Origin of the sequence: Streptomyces sp. NPDC051214 (genome assembly GCF_040682375.1) — a bacterium.
GTDB lineage: Bacteria > Actinomycetota > Actinomycetes > Streptomycetales > Streptomycetaceae > Streptomyces.
Genome location: NZ_JBFBAT010000001.1, coordinates 203,598 through 223,498, shown reverse-complemented (window position 1 = coordinate 223,498; position 19,901 = coordinate 203,598). Strand labels below are relative to the sequence as shown.

Annotated in this window: 23 protein-coding genes and 1 pseudogene; 13 read left to right on the top strand and 11 right to left on the bottom strand. The window is 71.0% G+C overall.

The annotated features are described in order from the left end of the window. Positions 1-36 precede the first annotated feature (36 nt). Complete coding sequence (locus AB0M70_RS01045; protein WP_363207851.1) at positions 37-342, top strand: gas vesicle protein K; 306 nt, start codon at positions 37-39, stop codon at positions 340-342. A 23-nt stretch (positions 343-365) separates the two neighbouring features. Here the strand turns inward: AB0M70_RS01045 and AB0M70_RS01040 are convergent, their stop codons facing one another. Beyond that, on the bottom strand, positions 366-902 hold the full coding sequence (locus AB0M70_RS01040; protein WP_365814974.1) for a type 1 glutamine amidotransferase domain-containing protein: 537 nt from the start codon (positions 900-902) through the stop codon (positions 366-368). Positions 903-937: 35 nt separating this feature from the next. Continuing rightward, the gene (locus tag AB0M70_RS01035) at positions 938-2,410 is read right to left on the bottom strand and encodes an ornithine decarboxylase (protein WP_365814972.1); all 1,473 of its coding nucleotides are present in this window, start codon (positions 2,408-2,410) and stop codon (positions 938-940) included. A 75-nt stretch (positions 2,411-2,485) separates the two neighbouring features. Between AB0M70_RS01035 and AB0M70_RS01030 the strand changes: the two genes are divergently transcribed. Continuing rightward, entirely contained in the window at positions 2,486-3,493 is a 1,008-nt protein-coding gene (locus AB0M70_RS01030; RefSeq protein WP_365814970.1) for a Ppx/GppA family phosphatase, read from the top strand. A 26-nt stretch (positions 3,494-3,519) separates the two neighbouring features. On the opposite strand, the pseudogene AB0M70_RS01025 reads toward AB0M70_RS01030, so the two are convergent. Continuing rightward, positions 3,520-3,735: pseudogene (locus tag AB0M70_RS01025) on the bottom strand (ANTAR domain-containing protein); the annotation flags it as partial. Between the two features lie 189 nt (positions 3,736-3,924). Here AB0M70_RS01025 and AB0M70_RS01020 point away from each other — a divergent pair. Together AB0M70_RS01020 and AB0M70_RS01015 are read left to right on the top strand one after the other, a co-directional pair. After that, complete coding sequence (locus AB0M70_RS01020; RefSeq protein ID WP_365814968.1) at positions 3,925-4,296, top strand: helix-turn-helix domain-containing protein; 372 nt, start codon at positions 3,925-3,927, stop codon at positions 4,294-4,296. 86 nt (positions 4,297-4,382) lie between these two features. Continuing rightward, positions 4,383-4,679, top strand: coding sequence for a type II toxin-antitoxin system Phd/YefM family antitoxin (locus AB0M70_RS01015; RefSeq protein WP_365814966.1), 297 nt, complete (start codon positions 4,383-4,385; stop codon positions 4,677-4,679). Between the two features lie 131 nt (positions 4,680-4,810). On the opposite strand, the gene AB0M70_RS01010 is transcribed toward AB0M70_RS01015, so the two are convergent. Beyond that, positions 4,811-5,794, bottom strand: coding sequence for an ABC transporter permease (locus AB0M70_RS01010; protein WP_365814964.1), 984 nt, complete (start codon positions 5,792-5,794; stop codon positions 4,811-4,813). A gap of 169 nt (positions 5,795-5,963) precedes the next feature. Here AB0M70_RS01010 and AB0M70_RS01005 point away from each other — a divergent pair, with 169 nt between their 5' ends. From AB0M70_RS01005 to AB0M70_RS00970, 8 genes are all read left to right on the top strand, one after another. Next, complete coding sequence (locus AB0M70_RS01005; RefSeq protein WP_365814962.1) at positions 5,964-6,587, top strand: TetR/AcrR family transcriptional regulator; 624 nt, start codon at positions 5,964-5,966, stop codon at positions 6,585-6,587. A gap of 241 nt (positions 6,588-6,828) precedes the next feature. Continuing rightward, positions 6,829-7,131, top strand: coding sequence for an urease subunit gamma (locus AB0M70_RS01000; RefSeq protein WP_361831764.1), 303 nt, complete (start codon positions 6,829-6,831; stop codon positions 7,129-7,131). 44 nt (positions 7,132-7,175) lie between these two features. Next, the gene (locus AB0M70_RS00995) at positions 7,176-7,487 is read left to right on the top strand and encodes an urease subunit beta (RefSeq protein ID WP_365816231.1); all 312 of its coding nucleotides are present in this window, start codon (positions 7,176-7,178) and stop codon (positions 7,485-7,487) included. Continuing rightward, on the top strand, positions 7,480-9,201 hold the full coding sequence (locus AB0M70_RS00990) for an urease subunit alpha (RefSeq protein ID WP_365814960.1): 1,722 nt from the start codon (positions 7,480-7,482) through the stop codon (positions 9,199-9,201). The genes AB0M70_RS00995 and AB0M70_RS00990 overlap by 8 nt, the downstream gene beginning before the upstream one ends. Positions 9,202-9,252: 51 nt before the next feature. After that, positions 9,253-9,927: an urease accessory UreF family protein gene (locus AB0M70_RS00985; RefSeq protein ID WP_365814958.1), complete on the top strand. Its 675-nt coding sequence runs from the start codon at positions 9,253-9,255 to the stop codon at positions 9,925-9,927. Positions 9,928-10,006: 79 nt separating this feature from the next. Continuing rightward, positions 10,007-10,690 carry an urease accessory protein UreG gene (gene ureG / locus AB0M70_RS00980; RefSeq protein ID WP_365814956.1) on the top strand — a complete coding sequence of 228 codons (684 nt, stop codon included), beginning with the start codon at positions 10,007-10,009 and terminating at the stop codon, positions 10,688-10,690. Beyond that, positions 10,687-11,460 carry an urease accessory protein UreD gene (locus AB0M70_RS00975; RefSeq protein ID WP_365814954.1) on the top strand — a complete coding sequence of 258 codons (774 nt, stop codon included), beginning with the start codon at positions 10,687-10,689 and terminating at the stop codon, positions 11,458-11,460. The genes ureG and AB0M70_RS00975 overlap by 4 nt, the downstream gene beginning before the upstream one ends. Positions 11,461-11,680: 220 nt before the next feature. After that, complete coding sequence (locus AB0M70_RS00970) at positions 11,681-13,216, top strand: alpha/beta hydrolase (RefSeq protein WP_365816229.1); 1,536 nt, start codon at positions 11,681-11,683, stop codon at positions 13,214-13,216. 87 nt (positions 13,217-13,303) lie between these two features. On the opposite strand, the gene AB0M70_RS00965 is transcribed toward AB0M70_RS00970, so the two are convergent. Beyond that, positions 13,304-13,798 (bottom strand): YbaK/EbsC family protein, encoded by a 495-nt coding sequence (locus AB0M70_RS00965; protein ID WP_365814952.1) that lies wholly within the window; start codon positions 13,796-13,798, stop codon positions 13,304-13,306. A 23-nt stretch (positions 13,799-13,821) separates the two neighbouring features. Continuing rightward, positions 13,822-14,550 carry a lysophospholipid acyltransferase family protein gene (locus AB0M70_RS00960; RefSeq protein ID WP_363207127.1) on the bottom strand — a complete coding sequence of 243 codons (729 nt, stop codon included), beginning with the start codon at positions 14,548-14,550 and terminating at the stop codon, positions 13,822-13,824. A gap of 287 nt (positions 14,551-14,837) precedes the next feature. On the opposite strand from AB0M70_RS00960, the gene AB0M70_RS00955 reads away from it, so the two are divergent. Then, complete coding sequence (locus tag AB0M70_RS00955) at positions 14,838-15,257, top strand: SSI family serine proteinase inhibitor (protein ID WP_365814949.1); 420 nt, start codon at positions 14,838-14,840, stop codon at positions 15,255-15,257. Positions 15,258-15,320: 63 nt separating this feature from the next. Here AB0M70_RS00955 and AB0M70_RS00950 read toward each other — a convergent pair whose 3' ends face one another. From AB0M70_RS00950 to AB0M70_RS00930, 5 genes are all read right to left on the bottom strand, one after another. Further along, positions 15,321-15,482 carry a hypothetical protein gene (locus tag AB0M70_RS00950; RefSeq protein WP_190078913.1) on the bottom strand — a complete coding sequence of 54 codons (162 nt, stop codon included), beginning with the start codon at positions 15,480-15,482 and terminating at the stop codon, positions 15,321-15,323. 84 nt (positions 15,483-15,566) lie between these two features. Next, on the bottom strand, positions 15,567-16,517 hold the full coding sequence (locus AB0M70_RS00945) for a cytochrome c oxidase assembly protein (RefSeq protein ID WP_365814947.1): 951 nt from the start codon (positions 16,515-16,517) through the stop codon (positions 15,567-15,569). Between the two features lie 114 nt (positions 16,518-16,631). Beyond that, positions 16,632-17,657 carry a 6-phosphofructokinase gene (locus AB0M70_RS00940; RefSeq protein WP_365814945.1) on the bottom strand — a complete coding sequence of 342 codons (1,026 nt, stop codon included), beginning with the start codon at positions 17,655-17,657 and terminating at the stop codon, positions 16,632-16,634. Between the two features lie 163 nt (positions 17,658-17,820). Then, positions 17,821-18,549 carry a type 1 glutamine amidotransferase gene (locus tag AB0M70_RS00935; RefSeq protein WP_160509220.1) on the bottom strand — a complete coding sequence of 243 codons (729 nt, stop codon included), beginning with the start codon at positions 18,547-18,549 and terminating at the stop codon, positions 17,821-17,823. 40 nt (positions 18,550-18,589) lie between these two features. Further along, positions 18,590-19,828 carry a MurT ligase domain-containing protein gene (locus tag AB0M70_RS00930; protein WP_344519320.1) on the bottom strand — a complete coding sequence of 413 codons (1,239 nt, stop codon included), beginning with the start codon at positions 19,826-19,828 and terminating at the stop codon, positions 18,590-18,592. Positions 19,829-19,901: the final 73 nt, after the last annotated feature.

Here is a 19,901-nt window from a genome sequence, read left to right as displayed (position 1 = left end):
GCGGGCGAGGGTGAGGCCGAGCGCGAGGTCGAACAGATCCGGGAGCAGGTCCGCGAGCGGCCCGCGGGAAAGAACCGGCTGGAACTGGAGCCGGACACGGTCGAACGCGATCTGATCAAACTGGTCCTCACCGTCGTGGAGCTGCTGCGGCAGCTCATGGAGCGGCAGGCCGTGCGCCGGTTCGACACCGGCGAACTGGACGAGGACCAGGAGGAGCGCATCGGCCTCACGCTGATGCTCCTCGACGATCGCATGGCCGAACTGCGCGACCGCTACGGCCTGCGGCCCGAGGACCTGAATCTGGACCTCGGGCCGCTGGGGCCGCTGCTTCCCCGGGATTAGCCTCCCGGGGCTGGCCCCCGGAACTAGCTCTTCGTGAACTCCGTGAGGAACGCCTCGCAGAACGCCTTGAGGTCGTCCGGCTTACGGCTGGTGATCAGCGCGTTGGGCCCGTCGTGGCAGACCTTCACCTGCTCGTCGACCCAGGTGCCGCCCGCGTTGCGGATGTCCGTACGGAGGCTGGGGAACGAGGTGAGTCCGCGGCCCGAGACGACGCCGGCCTCGACGAGGATCCACGGGGCGTGACAGATGGCCGCCACCGGGCGGCCGCTGTCGAAGAAGCTCCGTACGAAGGACACGGCCCCCTCGTCGAGGCGCAGCGCGTCCGGGTTGGCCACGCCGCCCGGCAGCACGAGCCCGTCGAAGGACTGTGCCGACACGTCGCCGACGACCTCGTCCACGGGGAACGTGTCGGCCTTGTCGAGGTGGTTGAAGGCCTGGATCTCGCCCGCCTCGGTCGACACGAGGACGGGCTCGCCGCCCGCGTCCTTCACCGCCTTCCAGGGGTCGGTGAGTTCGATCTGCTCGACGCCCTCGGGCGCCATCAGGAATGCGACACGCATGGTTCTTCTCTCCTTGTGCGGGGTTGGGGTGGCTGTCAGCCGGTCGTCTCGCGGACGACCCGCACGGTGTCCAGGCCGGGATCCGCCGCGTCGGGCAGGTTCATCCCGGCCGTCTTGCCGGTGCGCAGATAGCGCAGCACCGGCTCGGTGAGGCGTTCGCCGGGCAGCGCCGCCGGAATGCCCGGCGGGTACGGCGTCAGCATCTCGGCCGCCACGCGCCCCGCGGCCTCGGCCACCGGCACGTCGACGGTCGGCCCGAAGTAGGCGTCGCGCGGCAGATCGACCTGGGAGAGCCGCAGTGCGGCGGGGGAGGGGACGTCCACCTCCGGCACCGGACGCAGGCCGGGAGCGGCCTGGGACAGGGCGCGCAGCGCGGCCAGGAGCTGATCCGTCGTCTCCCGGTCGTCGGCGTGCGTGAGCTGGGTGCTGATGCGGCGGTGGTCGGCCAGGTGCGCCTCGATCGAACGGTGCTCCCGCAGCCAGTCCGCCGCCCGGAATCCCGACGTGCCGAGGCCGCTCACGTCGATGACGACCGGCAGCGGGTCGAAGTCGGCGGCGGGTCCGCAGAAGTCGACGCGGTCGTTCACGTGCAGGCCCTCGATCTCCTCGATCTCCGCCCGCACGTCGGCCGCCAGATCCAGGGCCGCCCCCATCAGCTCCTTGCCGTGCAGGGCCATCTGGCGGCGCCAGCCGTCGAGGCCGGCGTAGATGAGCACGGAGGGGCTCGTGGTGCCGAACAGGTCCGCCCGGGACTTCAGCACCGTCGGGTCGATCAGGTCGCCCTGGAGGTGGAAGACGGAACCCTGCTCCAGGCCGCTGCCCATCTTGTGGATGCTCGTCACGCAGATGTCGGCGCCCGCGTCCATCGCCCACGACGGCAGGTCGGGGTGGAACGGCAGATGCGCGCCCCAGGCCTCGTCCACGATCAGCGGACGGGAGTGCCGGTGGCAGACGTCCGCGATGCCCCGCAGATCGGCGCAGCTTCCGTACGGAGTCGGGCTGGTGACCAGGGCGCCCATCGCGTCGGGATGGGCGGCGAACGCCTCGGCGTAGGCGTCGGCCGTCGGTGGGTGGGCCAGATGACGGTCGGGGTCCCAGCTCGGGTCGACCCAGACCGGGCGGATGCCGGAGAGGATCAGGGCCGAGACGACGGACTTGTGCGCGTCACGCCCGATGAGCAGCTTCTCGTGCGGTCCCGCGGCCGAGAGCATCGCCGCCTTGACCGACAGGGAGCTGCCGCACGTGGAGAAGAAGGTGTGCGACGCGTGCACGGCGTCGGCCATCAGCCGTTCGGCCCGTTCGAGGACCTGGCCGCGGCCGAGACGGTCGTCGAGGCCCCCGGAGGCCAGGAGGTCGCCGTGGAAGACGGCGTCGCCGAGCACCTCCCGCACCAGCGGGTCGGCGCCCCGGGCCTGCTTGTGGCCGGGCGGGGTAAAGGAGACACGGCCCTTTCTGCGGTGCTCCGCCAGGGCTTCGAGTACGGGGGCGCGGGCGTGATCGACGGTCATGGATCACGGGTTCCCTGGTGCCACGATGGTCAATCAGAGTGACTGAGTACTGACCTGTTGGGTACTCAGAGTCACATGCGGATGAGTGTGATGGATGTGGGTTCGAATGCGGTCCGGCTGGTCGTCGTGGACGCGGAGGACGGTGTGCCCTTGCCGGTGCACACCGCCAAGTGGAAGGTGAGACTTTCCGAGGAGGTCGGGCCGAGCGGGGTGATCCCCGAGGAATCGGTGGGGCAGCTGGTCAGAGCGGTCGCCGAGGCGGCGGGCACCGCCCGCAGATGGGGCTCGGCGGAGCCCCTGGCCTTCGCGACGACCGTGGTACGCAGTGCGCCCAACCGTGTGGACGTGTTGCGGGAGATAGGTGAGGAGACGGGCGTGCCGCTGTGCACGCTGCCCGGGGAGGTGGAGGCCGAGCTCACCTTCCTCGGTGCCCGGCGGTGGATGGGCTGGCGGGCCGGGCCCCTCGCCATGTTCGACATCGGCGGCGGCTCCCTGGAGGTGGCCTTCGGACGCGGGCGGCTCCCGGACTACGTCGCCTCGCTGCCCCTCGGCGCCCGTCGGCTGACCCGGGAGTTCTTCGACGGAGAGGATCCGCCGACCGAGCAGAGCGTGAAGGCGCTGCGGCGCAAGGTGCGCCACCAGCTGCGGGACGTCGCCGCACGGATCCGCTGGGAGGGGCCGCGCACCGCGGTGGCGACCTCGCGGACGTTCCAGCAGCTGGCACGGCTCGGCGGCGCCGCCCCCGGCCGCCATGGGCCGTTCATGGCACGGCAGTTGAGCCGGGCGGACCTGCGCCACTGCCGCGACCGCCTCGCGGCGCTGCCGGTGGCCGAACGTGCCGCGCTGCCGGGAGTGTCGGCGCCGCGGGCCGCGCAGAGCCTGGCGGGGGCGATCGTGGGCCACACGGCGATGAAACTGACGGGCGTCAAGACGGTCACCCTCTGCCCCTGGGCCATCCGCGAAGGCGTGCTGCTGCGCCATATGGAGGACGGCGGGGCGTGGTGGGCGGACGTCAGCCAGGGTGAGATCACCGCACCGGCCACCCGGCCGCTGCCCCTGAGGATCGCGGCGCTGCAGAACTGAGCTGCAGAACTGAACCGCAGGCTCCTCTACGGGCGTCGGAACGGCTCGGGGACCCTCCCTCCCGTGGCGGCGCCGACCACTTCGTCGGCCACGAGGTGCAGTTTGGTGTTCGTGTTCTGCGAGATCGAGACGAGCACGCCCCACGCCTCATCGGGGCTCAGGCCGAAGGAGGCCATCAGGACCCCGCGGGCCATGTCGATGACGGGCCTCGTCTCCATGGCCCGCCGGAGCTGCACCAGCTCATCCGAGAGGGAGGCCAGGTGCTCCGCGACCGGCGCGATCAGTACACGTTCTGTCATGGCGGCCACTCCGTAGACGTCGGGGCGTCATCACCTCACCCAGCGTCGGTCCGCGAGACTTACCCGTCAAGGGATACAGGAAATGTCGTTCGCCCTTTTGAATGCGTGAATCAAACGCCCTATCTTGTAGGGATGGGAGCAGTACCTGAATCACACAGCGGTTGGACCTTCCTCACCAACCATGCCCGCGTGCTGGCCGCGATCGCCGATGACCCCGCGACCCGCATCCGTGACATCGCCGCTCGCTGCCGGCTCACGGAGCGCGCCGTGCAGAAGATCGTCGCGGATCTGGAGGAGGGCGGATACCTCTCGCACACGAGGCAAGGCCGTTCCAACACGTATCGCATCGAGGCGGGGACCATCCTGCGCCACCCCGCCGAATCGGGTCTCGCGGTCGCGGAGCTTCTCACGCTTCTGGCCCAGCACGACGTCGACCACGGTGACGGCTCCCGGCAGTTGGAGTCGTCGCCGCCGCACGCGCGCGAGCCGAAGTCTGACTCGTGATGTGCTCGTGATGTGCGGGCTGACCTGCGGCGCATCCCCTCTTCGTGGGCCGGATGGCCGTACGGGTCGCCGGTAAGCTGGGGCACATGGCCTACGAGATTCCGGTGACGCAAGCCCGTGCAGAGCTCGCCGACCTGATCAACCGCGTCGTGTACGGCGGCGAGCGGGTGGTCGTCACCCGTCATGGCAAGCCACTCGTGGCCCTTGTCTCCGCCGCCGACCTGGAGCGGCTCGAGGCGCTGCCCGAGGCGTCGTCCGAAGCGGGTGAGGAGCAGGTGATCAGTTCCGTGTCGACGTTGCGTCCGACGTCGTCCTCGTCCGGCGCGGGCGAAGGCCGCCGTTTCGGTATCGCGGCCGAGCACCGGGGTCCCAACGCGACGTAACGGTCGGGTGGTTGCACGCATGCGTCGCGGGTGCACGCAGCGTTCGCAGAAATGGCCGTACGCCCCCGTCCGCTACAGCGGGGACGTACGGCGGTCTGACTGCCGGAGGCGCTGCCAGGCGTGCCGTCAGGTCACGAGACCGGCACCGCGTCCGTCGCGCTCGGCGCCGCGTCGCGCGTCGCGGCAGGGGCAGGGGCGGCGGGACGGCGGCGGAGGGTGCCCAGCAGCACGGCCGTCAGGCCGAGCAGGGCCCAGACGGCGAGGGTGATGAGCGGGCCCGTGATGCGCGCGCCGTCGAAGAAGGACACCGAGCGCAGCAAGGTGCCTCCGGCGCCCGGCGGCAGCAACTGCCCGATGAAGCCGACCGGTTCGGGCAGCAGCCGTGGCGCGGACGTCACGCCGGAGAACGGGTTGCCGAGCAGCACCATGGTCAGCGCGCCGGCCCCGATGCCCGCCGTGCCGAGGAGCGCGGCGCATCCCGCGACGGCGCCGCCCACCGCGAGCGTCGAGAGCCCCAACACCCCGCCTTCCGCCCACCAGTTGCCCGTCAGGACGCCGAGCCAGCTGTGCGTCACGGCCGCGGCGACCAGGCCGACCGCCCCGGCGGCCAGCACGAGGGCACCCGCCGCGCGGATGCCGCGCAGGCCCAGCATCGTCACCATCGCGCCCGCCGCGACTCCCGCGATGGCCAGCGGCAGGATGCTCGCGCCGAGGGCGGAGCCCCGCGGGTCGGCCGCGGGCGCCGGCACCACGTCGGTGGTCCGCACCTCGGCCCCTTCGGGGGCCTGACCGGCCACGGCCTGCTCCAGGAGCTGGGCGACCACCGGGCTCGCCGCCGTCGCGGTCAGCAGTTTCGTGCCCTGCGGCGTGACGACGACCGCCCCGTACACAGCCCGGTCCTCGATGGCATCGCGGGCCGCGGACTCATCGGCGTACTGATGAATCTCGAACGCTCCCTTGTGGTCGGCCAGTTGGGCCTTGAGCGGGGCCGTCGCCGCGGCGGGTCCCGCGACGCCGAGGGGGAGATCACGCGGGGCGGTCCGGGTGGCGGGCCAGGCGAAGGCCCACAGGGCGAGGGCCACGACGGCGGAGACCAGGACGGCCACCAGCACCATGCGGCGGCCCTGAGGAGGCGAGGTGGCGACGGGCGTCGACGTGAGCTGAGCCCCTTCCGGGATTCTGGGATCGAATTAAAGAGAAGGATCGTTCGTTTTACGTGATGTCCTCACTGTGCTGCCGGGCGTGCCGCTTGTCAAGAATGAATGTTCGTTTTAGTTTGGCGGCATGGCCCGCGTATCCCAGGAGCACCTAGACGCACGCCGCCGCCAGATCCTGGACGGCGCCGCCCTCTGCTTCGCCCGCAATGGTTTCCATGCCACCTCGATGCAGGACGTGCTCAAGGAGGTCGGCCTTTCGGCCGGAGCGGTCTACCGCTACTTCCGGGGCAAGGAGGAGCTGATCGGGGCGATCGTCGGCGAGGTCCTCGAATGGATCCAGGAGACCTTCGAGGCGGCGGCCAAGGAGACCCCGCCGCCCCCGCCGGACGAGCTGGTCGGCCGCGCGCTGGCTCAGGTGCTCAGCCGGAAGGCGGGCGCCCAGGAGGGGGAGGGCTCGTACTTCCCGCGGCTGATCGTCCAGGTGTGGGCGGAGACCCTGCGCAACGAAGAGCTCGCGTCCGTGATGCATCAGGGGTACGCGAAGGTGCGCGTCGCCTGGGTGAAGATCGTCGAGGGGTATCAGGCGGCAGGCATGATGCGCGGCGACATCCCGGCCGACCATGTCGCGCGGGTGATGGTCGCGACGGCGCAGGGGTTCGCCGCCCAGCTCGCGCTGTTCGACGAGGTCCCGATCGAGGCGTTGCAGGACGGTCTGCGCGGTCTGATGAGCATGGGCCGGCCCGGCGGGTGATAGGGGTCTGCCGAGCGGATGAGTATGGGTCTGCCCAGCTGATGGTCATGGAGCGGTCAAGCGCTGGTTAACCTCGTTGAAACTCCTCCCAACTAGCCTGCGATCCCACGCCACCAGGGGATTTGGTAACCGGGGTGCGCAAGATCAAGCGCGCTGCCTGTGTGTTACATCTATATCCGTCGCGGTGGCCGCGGCAACCGGACCCCGCACGGTCCGGAGCGAGGACTGTGAGGTGGGACGCGTGCAACTGACCCCGCACGAGCAGGAGAGACTGCTCATCCATGTGGCCGCGGACGTGGCCGAGAAGCGAAGGGCGCGGGGGCTGCTGCTCAACCACCCCGAGGCGATCGCGCTCATCACGTCCCACATCCTCGAAGGTGCCCGTGACGGCCGCACCGTCTCCGAACTCATGTCGTCGGGGCGCAAGGTGCTCACCCGCGACGACGTCATGAGCGGCATCCCCGAGATGATCCACGACGTCCAGGTCGAGGCCACCTTCCCGGACGGCACCAAGCTCGTCACCGTCCACGACCCGATCGTGTGACGGGGGCCGGCCACATGAGTTCCGCGCAGAGTCCCACGCATCCCGTGATCCCCGGCGAGATCCTCTTCGCCGACGAGCCCGTCGCCTACAACGAAGGCCGCGAGGTCACCGCCCTCACCGTCCTCAACGCCGCCGACCGCCCCGTCCAGGTCGGCTCCCACTACCACTTCGCCGAGGCCAACCCCGGCCTCGACTTCGACCGCGGCGCCGCCCGCGGCAAGCGGCTCAACATCGCCGCCGGGACCGCCGTGCGCTTCGAGCCCGGAATCCCCGTCGACGTCGAACTCGTCCCCATAGCCGGTCTGCGCGTCGTGCCCGGTCTTCGCGGCGAGACCGGAGGTCCCCTCGATGCCTGAACTGTCCCGCGCCGCGTACGCCGACCTGTTCGGCCCCACAACGGGTGACCGGATCCGGCTCGCCGACACCGACCTCCTCGTCGAGATCGAGGAGGACCGCTCCGGCGGCCCCGGACGCTCCGGCGACGAGGCCGTGTTCGGCGGCGGCAAGGTCATCCGTGAGTCGATGGGGCAGTCGCGCACGACGCGCGCCGAAGGCGCCCCCGACACCGTCGTCACCGGCGCCGTGATCATCGATCACTGGGGCGTCGTGAAGGCCGACATCGGCATACGCGACGGCCGTATCACCGGCATCGGCAAGTCCGGCAACCCGGACACGATGGACGGCGTGCACCCCGATCTCGTGATCGGCCCGGAGACCGAGGTCATCGCCGGCAACGGCAAGATCCTCACCGCCGGCGGAATCGACACCCACATCCACTTCATCTCGCCGACCATCGTCGACGAGGCGCTGGCCTCCGGGGTCACCACCCTCATCGGTGGCGGCACCGGACCCGCCGAAGGCAGCAAGGCGACCACGATCACGCCCGGCTCCTGGCACCTGGCCCGGATGTTCGCCGCGATGGACTCCAGCCCCGTCAACATCGGCTTCCTCGGCAAGGGCAACACCGTCTCCGCCGAGTCCATGCACGCCCAACTGCGGGCCGGAGCCGTCAGCTTCAAGATTCACGAGGACTGGGGCGCGACACCCGCCACCATCGACGCCTGCCTGAACGTCTGTGAGGACACCGGCGCCCAGCTCGCCGTCCACACCGACACCCTGAACGAAGCGGGCTTCATCGACGCCACGTTCGCCGCCGTCGCGGGCCGCACCCTGCACGCCTTCCACGTCGAGGGCGCGGGCGGCGGGCACGCCCCCGACATGATCACGGCGGTGTCGCTGCCGAACATGCTGCCCAGCTCCACCAACCCGACCCGGCCGCACACCGTCAACACCGTCGAGGAGCACCTCGACATGCTGATGGTCTGTCACCACCTCAACCCCGCGGTCCCCGAGGACCTCGCGTTCGCCGAGTCGCGGATCCGGCCCACCACCATCGGGGCCGAGGACATCCTGCACGACATCGGCGCCATCTCGATCATGTCGTCGGACTCGCAGGCCATGGGACGCATCGGCGAGGTCGTCATGCGGACCTGGCAGACCGCGCACGTGATGAAGCGGCGGCGCGGCTTCCTGCCGGGGGACACCCGTGCCGACAACCGGCGCGCGCGGCGCTATGTCGCCAAGTACACGATCAACGCGGCGGTCGCCCAGGGCGTCGAGCACGAGATCGGCTCGGTGGAGAGCGGCAAGCTCGCCGACCTGGTGCTGTGGGACCCGAAGTTCTTCGGCGTCAAGCCGCAACTGGTCATCAAGGGCGGGCAGATCGCGTACGCGCAGATGGGCGACGCCAACGCCTCCATCCCCACCCCGCAGCCGGTCCTGCCGCGTCCCATGTTCGGCGCGCACGGCAAGGCACCCGGGCTCAACTCGCTCAACTTCGTGACGCAGTCGGCACTGGACGACGGGCTGCCGGAACGGCTCGGTGTGGCCAAGGAGTTCACCGCGATCCGCTCCACGCGCGGCCGCTCGAAGGCGGACATGCGCGAGAACGACGCCCTGCCCAGGGTGGAGGTCGCGCCCGACAGCTTCGCCGTCACCATCGACGGGGAGCTCGTCGAGCCGTCGCCCGCCGCCGAACTGCCGCTCGCGCAGCGGTACTTCCTCTTCTGATGGCGGGTGCTCCGATCCTGATGACGGGTGCTCCGATGACGGTCGGCCGCCATGTCTAGGGCCGCGCTTCTCGTCCTGGCCGACGGCCGGTTCCCCGCCGGAGGGCACGCCCACTCCGGTGGGGCCGAGGAGGCCGTCAAGGCGGGACGCGTCACCGGCGCCGCGAACCTGGAGCAGTTCTGCCGGGGGCGGCTGCACACGACGGGGCTCGTGTCCGCCGCGCTCGCGGCGGCCGCGGCCCTCGGGATCGATCCGCTGGAGCTGGACGAGGCCGCCGACGCGCGGACCCCGTCGGCCGCGCTGCGCGGTGCCGGACGGCGGCTCGGGCGGCAGATGATGCGGGCCGCGCGCGCCGCGTGGCCCGACCCCTCGCTCGACCGACTGGCCGCCGCCCGGCCCAAGGGGGCCCACCAGTCCGTCGTCCTCGGCCTCGCCGCGCGGGCGGCGGGACTGGGGGCGGAGGACGCCGCGTACTGCTCCGCGTACGAATGCGTCAGCGGGCCCGCGACGGCGACCGTGCGGTTGCTGAGCCTGGACCCGTTCGACGCGACGGGGGTCCTTGCCCGCCTCGCCCCTGAGCTCGATCTCGTCGCGCGGGCCGCGGCGGAGGCCGCGCGGCGCGCCGTGACCGAGGGGGTCGACGCGCTGCCCGCGGCGTCCGCGCCGCTGCTCGAGGTAGGGGCGGAGGCCCATGCGGCCTGGCCCGCGCGGCTGTTCGCGTCGTAGCGGACCGCACCGCCGGGCGCCGGCCCCGGAGCCCCGCCGTACGGGGCGAAACAAACTGCTGAACCATAGGAGTCGCACCATGCATCTCGACCACTCCCACGACGAGTCCACCGCCGTGAGCGCCGACGCGCACCGCCCCGACGGGCGCCGCCGCGCCCTGCGGATCGGGCTCGGCGGGCCCGTCGGGTCCGGCAAGACCGCCACCGTCGCCGCGCTCTGCAGGGAGCTGCGGGCCGAACTGTCCCTGGCCGTCGTCACGAACGACATCTACACCCGCGAGGACGCCGAGTTCCTGCTGCGCGAGGCGGTGCTCCCGCCCGAGCGGATCACCGCCGTGGAGACCGGCGCGTGCCCGCACACCGCGATCCGCGACGACATCTCCGCCAACCTGGAGGCCGTGGAGGACCTGGAGGACGAGATCGGGCCGCTGGACCTGATCCTCGTCGAGTCCGGCGGCGACAACCTCACCGCCACCTTCTCCAAGGGGCTCGTCGACGCGCAGATCTTCGTCATCGACGTCGCGGGTGGCGACGACATCCCGCGCAAGGGCGGCCCCGGCGTCAGCACCGCCGACCTCCTGGTCGTCAACAAGACCGACCTCGCCCCGCACGTCGGCTCCGACCTCGCCCGCATGGCCGCGGACGCCAAGGCCCAGCGCGCCGAACTGCCGGTGGCCTTCCAGTCGTTGCGGTCGGAGCAGGGCGTCGGCCCCGTCGCCGCCTGGGTACGCGCCCAGTACGCGGCCTGGACCGCGTCCGCATGAGCGCGTCCGCCGTCGTGGCATCGGGGGTGCGCGGCACCGCCCGCATCACCGCGCGGGGCGACGGACGGGGTGGCACCGTCCTGCCCGTGCTCGACGGCGAGGGGCCCGTCGTCCCGCGCCGCACCCGGGCCGCCGGAGCGGGCGCCCACGTCACCCTCGTCGGGGCGATGAGCGGCCCTCTCGGGGGCGACCACCTCACCGTCGAGGCCGCCGCCCACGAGGGGGCCAGGCTGCGCGTCGGCTCGGCCGCCGCCACGCTCGCGCTGCCGGGGCAGTCGAAGGAGGCGGCGCGTTACGACGTGCGGCTCACGGTGGGCGAGGACGCGGAACTGCTGTGGCTGCCCGAGCAGTTGATCTCCGTACGCGACAGCGATCTGCGGGTGACCACACGGGCCGAGCTCGCCGCGAGCGCGCGCCTGGTGCTGCGGGAGGAGCAGGTGCTCGGGCGGACCGGCGAGGACCCGGGGCGCCTCAGCAGCCGCCTCACCGTGCGCCGCGCCGGCCGTCTCCTGCTCGACCAAGAGCTCTCCTGCGGGCCCGGCGGACCCGGCGGATGGGACGGCCCCGCCGTCCTCGCGGGGCATCGCGCGATCGGCCAGCTCGTCGTCGTACGCCCGGAGTACGAACAGGAGCGCCCCGCACCCGCCCTCCTCGCCGACGGAGCCGCACTCACCCCCCTGGCCGGCCCCGCCGTCCTCGTCACAGCCGTCGCCACGGACGCCCTACGGGTACGCCGCATCCTCGACGAAGCGCTGCGCACACTCACGTGAACGGGGGCATATCCGCTCAGCGGGGTTCCCGGCACCGTCTATCGGATTGGTAAAGAAACACCGGTTGCGTCTGTCGCACTGAACCCGAAGACCGACAGGATCCTCCTACTGTTCGAAAATCGACAGGCAAATCGACAGGGGGAGGAACCAGTTGAGACGCACCACAGCATTCGGCGCAGCCGGCACGCTGATCACGGGCTCGCTCATAGCGGGCGCGATCATGGCGCCGGTCGCCAATGCCGACGCCCGCCAGGGCAGCGGCAGCGCTGAGGCCCGCCAGCGGACCAGCTCCGAGGCGCGCGGTGTGGCGCTCGCCGCGCAGCGTGCCGCCAAGGCCGGCATCGACTGGCAGGCGTGCCCCGCGGACTGGGGTCTGGAGAAGGCCGTCACGTGCGGTTGGGTGACCGTCCCGGTCGATTACGCCAAGCCCAACGGCAAGAAGATCAAGCTCGCCGTCGACCACATCGGCAACACCGGGACGAAGAAGGAGCGCCAGGGCGCGCTCGTCTACAACCCCGGCGGCCCCGGCGGTTCCGGGCTCCGCTTCCCCAACCGCGTGGCCACCAAGGCCAAGCTCTGGGAGAAGACGGCCAAGGCCTACGACTTCGTGGGCTTCGACCCGCGCGGCGTCGGCCGCTCGGCGCCCATCTCCTGCGTGGACCCGCAGGAGTACGTCAAGGCCCCCAAGCTCGACCCGGTGCCGGACTCCGAGGCGGACAAGCGCGCCCAGCGCAAGCTCGCCGCCGAGTACGCGGACGGCTGCGCCGAGCGCAGCGGCGACATGCTGCCGCACATGACGACGCCGAACACCGCGCGTGACCTGGACGTCATCCGGGCCGCGCTCGGCGAGAAGAAGCTGAACTTCCTCGGCGTCTCCTACGGCACCTACCTCGGCGCGGTCTACGGGACGCTCTTCCCGTCGCACGTGCGCCGCATGGTCGTCGACTCGGTGGTCAACCCCTCCAAGGAGAAGATCTGGTACGAGGCCAACCTCGACCAGGACGTCGCCTTCGAGATCCGTCTCAAGGACTGGATGAAGTGGGTCGCCAAGTACGACGCCACCTTCCACCTCGGGGACACCGTGGACAAGGTCGCCAAGAACTGGGACAAGCTGCGCGCCGCCGCGAAGAAGGAGCCGCTGGGCGGAGTGGTCGGCCCCGCCGAGCTCGTCGCCTACTTCCAGAGCGCCCCGTACTACGACTCCGTGTGGGTGTCGATCGCGACGAACTTCAGCAAGTACGTCGCCGGTGACGCCAAGCCGCTGATCGAGGCAGCCAGCCCCGACCTGTCGGACACCGCGGGCAACATCGCGTCGGAGAACGGCAACGCCGTCTACACCGCCGTCGAGTGCGCGGACGCCAAGTGGCCCACCAGCTGGAAGAAGTGGGACCGGGACAACACCCGCATCCACCGCGACAACCCGTTCATGACGTGGGCCAACGCCTGGATGAACCTGCCCTGCGCCACCTGGTCGAGCAAGCAGCACGAGCCCGTCGAGGTCAAGACGGGCAAGGGTCTGCCGCCCGTGCTCATCGCGCAGGCGACGCGTGACGCGGCCACCCCGTACGAGGGCGCCGTCGAGCTGCACAAGCGGTTCAAGGGTTCGCGTCTGATCACGGAGAAGGACGCCGGCTCGCACGGCATCACGAACCTGGTCAACCCGTGCCTCAACGACCGTGTCGACACCTACCTGCTCACCGGCAAGGTGGACAGCAAGGACGTGACGTGCGCGCCGCACGCCACGCCCAAGCCGTGACGGACCGCCGTTAGGCATCCGACAGGCAGCTGAGCGAGGGGCGACCGGGGACATCCGGTCGCCCCTTCGCCATGCCGCCTCCTGTCGCTACGCCGCCTCCTGCGCGATCTCGGCCGTACGCGGCTCCGCGATCGCCACGTAGTCCGCGGTCCGCAACGCCAGCGAACGGTCCAGACGGGCCGCGTTGAAGAAGATCTCCTCATGGGCGAGCAGCCCCGGATCCACGACCAGCTCAAGATCGGGGTCGAAGGAGAACGGCAGGATCGTGCCGCTCACGCTGCCCGCGAGCCGCTCGGCCACCTCCTGCGTCGCGAAGCCCGCGTACGTCCCGCCCAGGAGCTGCTTGACGGCGTTCAGGTCGACACGCCGGTCGCCGGGGACCACGGCGAGCACGTACCGCTTCGTCTTCTTGCCGATCTTGACCATCACCACGATGCACTTGGCGGCCTGCTGAAGGGTGTTGCCCCGCAGCGCGCTCACCGCCTCCGTGGCGCCCTCCTCCTCGTGCTCGATGACGCGATAGGCCGCGCCCCGCTCGTCGAGGAGCCCGACCAGCTTCGTGTACAGGGTGTGTTCGCTCATGGACATGACCGTATGTCGCCCCATCAACTCAGCGGCATGCGGGGGAACTTCCGCCGGCTCGCCGCGGCGGCGCGCTCGGCTTCCTCGGCCTTGACGACCGCCGCGTACTTGTCCACGTACTCCTGCCCGGAGAGCCCGAGGATGGCGTACATGATCTCGTCCGTGACGGCGCGCAGGACCGCCTTCTCGTTCTCCATGCCCGCGTAGCGCGAGAAGTCCAGCGGGGCGCCGAAGCGGATGGCCACACTCTGGAAGTTCGGCACCTTCTGGCCCGGCGGCTGCGCCTCGAACGTGCCGATCATCGCGCAGGGGATCACCGGGACCTGCGCCTTGAGCGCCATCGCGGCGACGCCGACCTTGCCCTTGTAGAGGCGCCCGTCGTGCGAGCGGGTGCCCTCGGGGTAGATGCCGAGCAGCTCACCCTTGCGCAGCACCCCGAGGCCCTCGCGGATCGCGGCCTGGCCCGCCTCCTTGCCCGAGCGGTCCACCGGGATCTGCCCGGCGCTGCGGAAGAACGCGGCCGTCAGACGGCCCCTGACGCCGGGGCCCGTGAAGTACTCGGCCTTCGCGAGGAAGGTGATCCGCCGCTTGATGATGGCGGGCATCAGGAAGTGGTCCGAGAACGAGAGGTGGTTGCCCGCCACGATCGCCGCGCCCGACTCCGGTACATGCTCCAGACCCTCGATGCGCGGCCGGAACATGAGCCGCAGCAGCGGCCCCAGGACGACGTACTTGAGCAGGTAGTAGAACACCCGTTGCTCCTTGACGTAGGTGGACCGGCCTGGGTGCTGCGTCGTCGCAGGTCACGGGTCCTCGCGCAGCGGTCAGTTTAGGTGCGCCGCCGCGACGGGAGAAGGGAGCGAAGCCGGGCGGAGTCGGTCCCTTGGCGCGATCGCACGCCTGGCCGGTGACGCGCCCGTCCGGACCTCGCTCCGCACACGTCCGGGTGAGCGTCCGGCGTGTCGCTCGCGCGGGCGGCGGGCGCGGGGGTGGCCTGGCCTGACTCCGACGCAGTACGTCACCGTCACAGGAGGTCCCCATGAGGTCTCGTCCCACGTCCCGCCTGCGCCCGGCCGCGGCGACCGCCGCCGCGCTGGTCTCCCTCGCCGTCGCCGCCCCCGCCCACGCGGCGGGCGAGACGGCGCCCGAGCGGTCGAGCGGCGTCTTCCTGACCGTCACGGGGCAGGACAACGCCTGGGTCCGCGGCGTGCTGCTCGACTGCGTGACCCAGCGGCCCGCGCACCATCCGCACGCGGCCGCTGCCTGCGCGGCGATCGACAAGGCGCACGGCGACTTCGACGCACTGCCGACGACGAAGTCGGGGATCTGCACCAAGCAGTACGCCCCGGTCACCGTGAGCGCGACGGGGCTCCACCGGGGCAAGCCGGTCAGCTGGAACAAGACGTACGGCAACGCCTGCGAGATGGGGTACTCGACGGGCGCCGTCTTCCGCTTCTGACGGCGTCGGCCGACGTTCCACCCCGGGCGCCGCCCCGCACCTCTCCTCGGCGGTACGCGGCGTCTAGGGGGTGCTGCGCGAGAGCACCATCGCCAGCGTGAGCATCCCGATGACGACCCAGCCGAACCACAGCCAGCCGTTGCTCCCCAGCGCGACCGTGTACGCGGTCACCGCGACCAAGCCTCCGATGGTGAATACACCCATCGTCTTCGTAGAATCAGGCATCGCCCTGCCTCCTCCCGGCAGCCCGGCGCCTCGACGCCAAGACCGCGGCCTGAGACCATCCTCGCCCGCGAAGACCCTTTGCCGCTAGCGCCCGCGCGCGGCCAGTGAGGCGAGATAGGCGTTGTACGCCTCGAGCTCCTTGTCGCCGTCGCGGTCGGCGGCCCGGTCCGTGCGCCGCGCCTGGCGCTGCTCGGAGCGGTACCACTGGAAGAGCAGCGCGAGCAGCACGAGGACCGAGGGCACCTCGCTGAACGCCCAGGCGATGCCTCCGGCAGCCGTCTGATCGGCGAGGGCGTCGATGCCGAGCGAGGACGGCGGGTTCTTGTAGGTGCCGACCATCGGCTCGGACGCCATCATCAGGGCGATGCCGAAGAAGGCGTGGAACGGCATGCCGGCGAACAGCTCCAGCATCCGCATGATGTATCCGGGCCGGTGCGGCCCCGGGTCCACGCCCATGATCGGCCAGAAGAAGACCAGGCCGACCGCGAGGAAGTGCACCATCATCCCGATGTGGCCCACCTTGGACCCCATCAGGGTGTCGAAGAGCGGGGTGAAGTACAGCGCGTACAGGCTCGCGATGAACAGCGGGATCGTGAACGCGGGGTGGGTGATGATCCGCATGTAGCGGCTCTGCAGGATCCACAGCAGCCACTCGCGCGGGCCCTTGCTGCCGCGGGCGGCGACCGGCAGCGCGCGCAGGGCGAGGGTGATCGGGGCGCCCATCAGGATCAGGATCGGCGAGAGCATGCTGATGATCATGTGCTGCACCATGTGCACGCTGAACATGACCATGCCGTAGTCGTTCAGCTTGGTGCACATCACGAGCAGGATGGTCAGCACGCCCACCACGAAGGAGATGGTGCGTCCGACCGGCCACTTGTCACCGCGCCGTACGAGCCGGACCACGCCCCAGCCGTAGAGCGCGAGGGCCACCAGGCAGCCGATGAGGAAGAAGGGGTCGGCCGAGAGCTCGAGCCCGCGCCCCAGCGTGAACGGCGGCAGATCCATGTTCATGCCGTGCCCGCTGTGATCCATCCACTGGCTCCTGATTCGTGCGGTTGTGCGCTGTGTGTCCGCACCAGACTAGAACGGCCCCCGGACGCCGACGCGTCCGGGGGCCGTTCCTTCGGCCTTGATCTGCGGCGTGGTCTAGAGCACGCACTCCGCCTCGGCGTAGCGCTCGTCCGGCACCGTCTTGAGCGTCTCGACGGCCTCGGCGAGCGGGACCATCGTGATGTCCGTGCCGCGCAGCGCCGTCATCTTGCCGAACTCGCCGCGGTGCACGGCCTCCACGGCGTGCCAGCCGAAGCGGGTGGCGAGGACACGGTCGTACGCGGTGGGGGTGCCGCCGCGCTGGACGTGCCCGAGGATCACCGGGCGCGCCTCCTTGCCCAGGCGCTGCTCCAGTTCGATGGAGAGCTGGCGGGCGATGCCGGCGAACCGCTCATGGCCGTACATGTCCTTGATGCCCTCGTCGAACTCCATCGAGCCCTCACGGGGCTTGGCGCCCTCGGCGGCCACGACGATCGCGAACTTCTTGCCCGCGGAGAACCGCTCGCCGACCTTGCGCGTCAGTTCCTCTATGTCGAAGGGCCGCTCCGGCACGACGATCGCGTGCGCGCCCGCGGCCATGCCCGAGTGCAGCGCGATCCAGCCGGTGTGCCGGCCCATGACCTCGACGATCAGGACCCGCTGATGCGACTCGGCGGTCGTCTTGAGCCGGTCAAGGGCCTCGGTCGCCACGCCGACGGCGGTGTCGAAGCCGAACGTCACGTCGGTGACCGCGATGTCGTTGTCGATCGTCTTGGGCACCCCGACGATCGGCAGACCTGCGTCCGACAGGAGCCGGGCCGCCTTCAGCGTGCCTTCGCCGCCGATCGGGATGACCGCGTCGAGGCCCAGGTCGGCGAGGTGGCCCTTGGCCCGCTCGACGCCGTCGCGCAGGTGCGCGGGCTGGACACGGGAAGAGCCGAGAATCGTTCCGCCTCGCGCCAGGATGCCGCCCACCGCGTCCAGGTCGAGCTTGCGGTAGTCGCATTCGAGCAGACCACGCCAGCCGTCGTGGAATCCGATGACCTCGTCGCCGTGGTCGACGACGGCACGGTGCACGACCGAGCGGATGACGGCGTTGAGACCGGGGCAGTCGCCGCCGGACGTGAGGACACCAATGCGCATAGCCCGCCAACGTCTTTCATAAAGAGGGGCCCTTGTGCTGCGTGGGCCGAAGTCCGGACCACGTCGTCCGGCGGGAACCCCGCCACCCTATAGGCGGCAGGGGGCGGGGCCGCACCGGGCGTCCGACTGCTGGACTGTGCCGCTCACCTGTGCGGCGACGGCCTCAGGCGGGCTGCTGCGCCGCGTTCATCCGCTCGGCGCGCAGCGCCTCGTACCAGCGGTCGTCCGTCGGCGGCAGCGCGTTCACGTCGAGGGCCAGCTTCAGGAGCAGGTCCGCGATCAGCGGGTTGCGGGCCAGGACGGGACCGTGCATGTACGTGCCGAAGACGGTGCCGTTGTACGCGCCCTCGGTGCCGTCGCCCGTGCCGTTGCCCCGGCCGAGCGTGACGCGGGCGAGCGGGCGCGCGGACGGGCCGATGTGCGTGATGCCCTGGTGGTTCTCGAAGCCGGTCAGCGGGGGCAGGCCCAGCTGCGGGTCGATGTCGCCGAGGACGTCGCCGACGCACCGGTCGCCCTCGCCGCGGGTGGAGATCACGTCGAGCAGGCCGAGGCCCGGCTCGCGCTGGCCGAGGTCGTTGATGAACTCCTGGCCCAGGATCTGGTAGCCCGCGCACACCGAGAAGACGATCGCGCCGTTGCCCACGGCCCGCTGCAGGCCGCCGTCGCGGCGCAGCCGCTCGGCCGCCAGGCGCTGCGGGCGGTCCTCGCCGCCGCCGATCAGGTAGATGTCGCCGGAGGTGGGCACCGGCTGGTCGCTGCGCACGTCGTAGCGCTCGACCTGGAGGCCGCGCTGGTGGGCGCGGCGCTCCACGACCAGGGCGTTGCCCTGGTCTCCGTACGTGCTGAGCAGGTCGGGGTAGACCCACACCAGCCGCAGGCTGTTGTCGCTCATGCTCATTCGTCCCTACGAGGGTCTAGAGGGTCCGGTGGGGTCAGTTGCCGACGCGGCGGCGCAGGTCCTGGAACGCGGTGTAGTTCGCGATCGTCTCGATGCGTCCGGGCGGCGCCAGCTGCACGGCCTCGTCGAGGGACTCGCAGACCCGGAAGTCCAGGCCGGCGACCTCAAGACGCACGGCGAGGTCCAGCTTGCGGTCGCCGAGCACGAAGATCGGGTGACCGGCCAGGCGCGTGTAGTCGACGTCCCACAGCCAGGAGGTGTCGGTGCCGTCGGCGCCGCGGGCGTTCACCGACAGGACCACCGGGGTGGGCGGCGGGTCGATCAGCGAAAACGTTTCGAGCCAGCCCGCGGGGTTCTTCGCGAGGAGCAGGCGCAGGTCACGGCCCTGGAACTGCACGACGTCATAGCGTCCGGCGACGGCCTGGACCTGGTACATCCGTTCCAGGGCGACCTGCGGCGGCACACCGAAGACGGCGGCGACGGCGGCCGACGTGGTGGCGTTCGCCTTGTTCGCGCGGCCCGGCAGCTGAAGGTGGATCGGCCAGGCCGAGCCGTGCGGGTCAAGGACGTGGTCGCCGGAGAGCACCCAGCTGGGCGCGGGGCGGCGGAAGCCGCACTCGCCGCAGAACCAGTCGTCCCCGGGGCGCTGCATGACACCGCCGCAGGAGGGGCACGACCAGGCGTCGTCCTTCCACTCCTGTCCCGCGGCCACCCATACGACGTTCGGCGACGAGGACGCCGCCCAGACGACCAGCGGGTCGTCCGCGTTGGCGATCACGACCGCCTTGGAGCCTGCCAGGCCCTCGCGCCAGTTCTCGGCCATCATGCGGGTCTCCGCGGCGCGGTCCAGCTGGTCGCGCGAGAGGTTGAGCAGCGCGATCGCCTTGGGTTCCACGTCGCGGGCGACACCCGCGAGATACTTCTCGTCGACCTCGATCACGCCGAAACGGGCGTCCGAGCCGCCCGCGAGGGCCGAGGTGATCCCGGCCGGCATGTTCGCGCCCAGCGCGTTCGACACCACGGGCCCGCTGGCGCGCAGCGCCTCGGCGAGCAGCCGGGTCGTGGTCGTCTTGCCGTTGGTGGCGGAGACGAGCACCACGTCCAGGTGCGTGGCGAGACGCCCGAGCAGGTCGGGGTCGAGTTTGAGCGATACGCGGCCGCCGATCACCGATCCGCTGCCGCGGCCCGCCGCGCGCGACACCGCCGCGGCCGCCTTGCCCGCCGTCACGGCCAGCTTGGCCCGCGGCGACAGCGGGTCCGTGTTGCCTGCCATCAGTTCTGGATCCTCCTTGCTTACGGCGCCGCGCCTGCCCCCGGCAACGCGATGAACCTCAGCCTATCGAGAT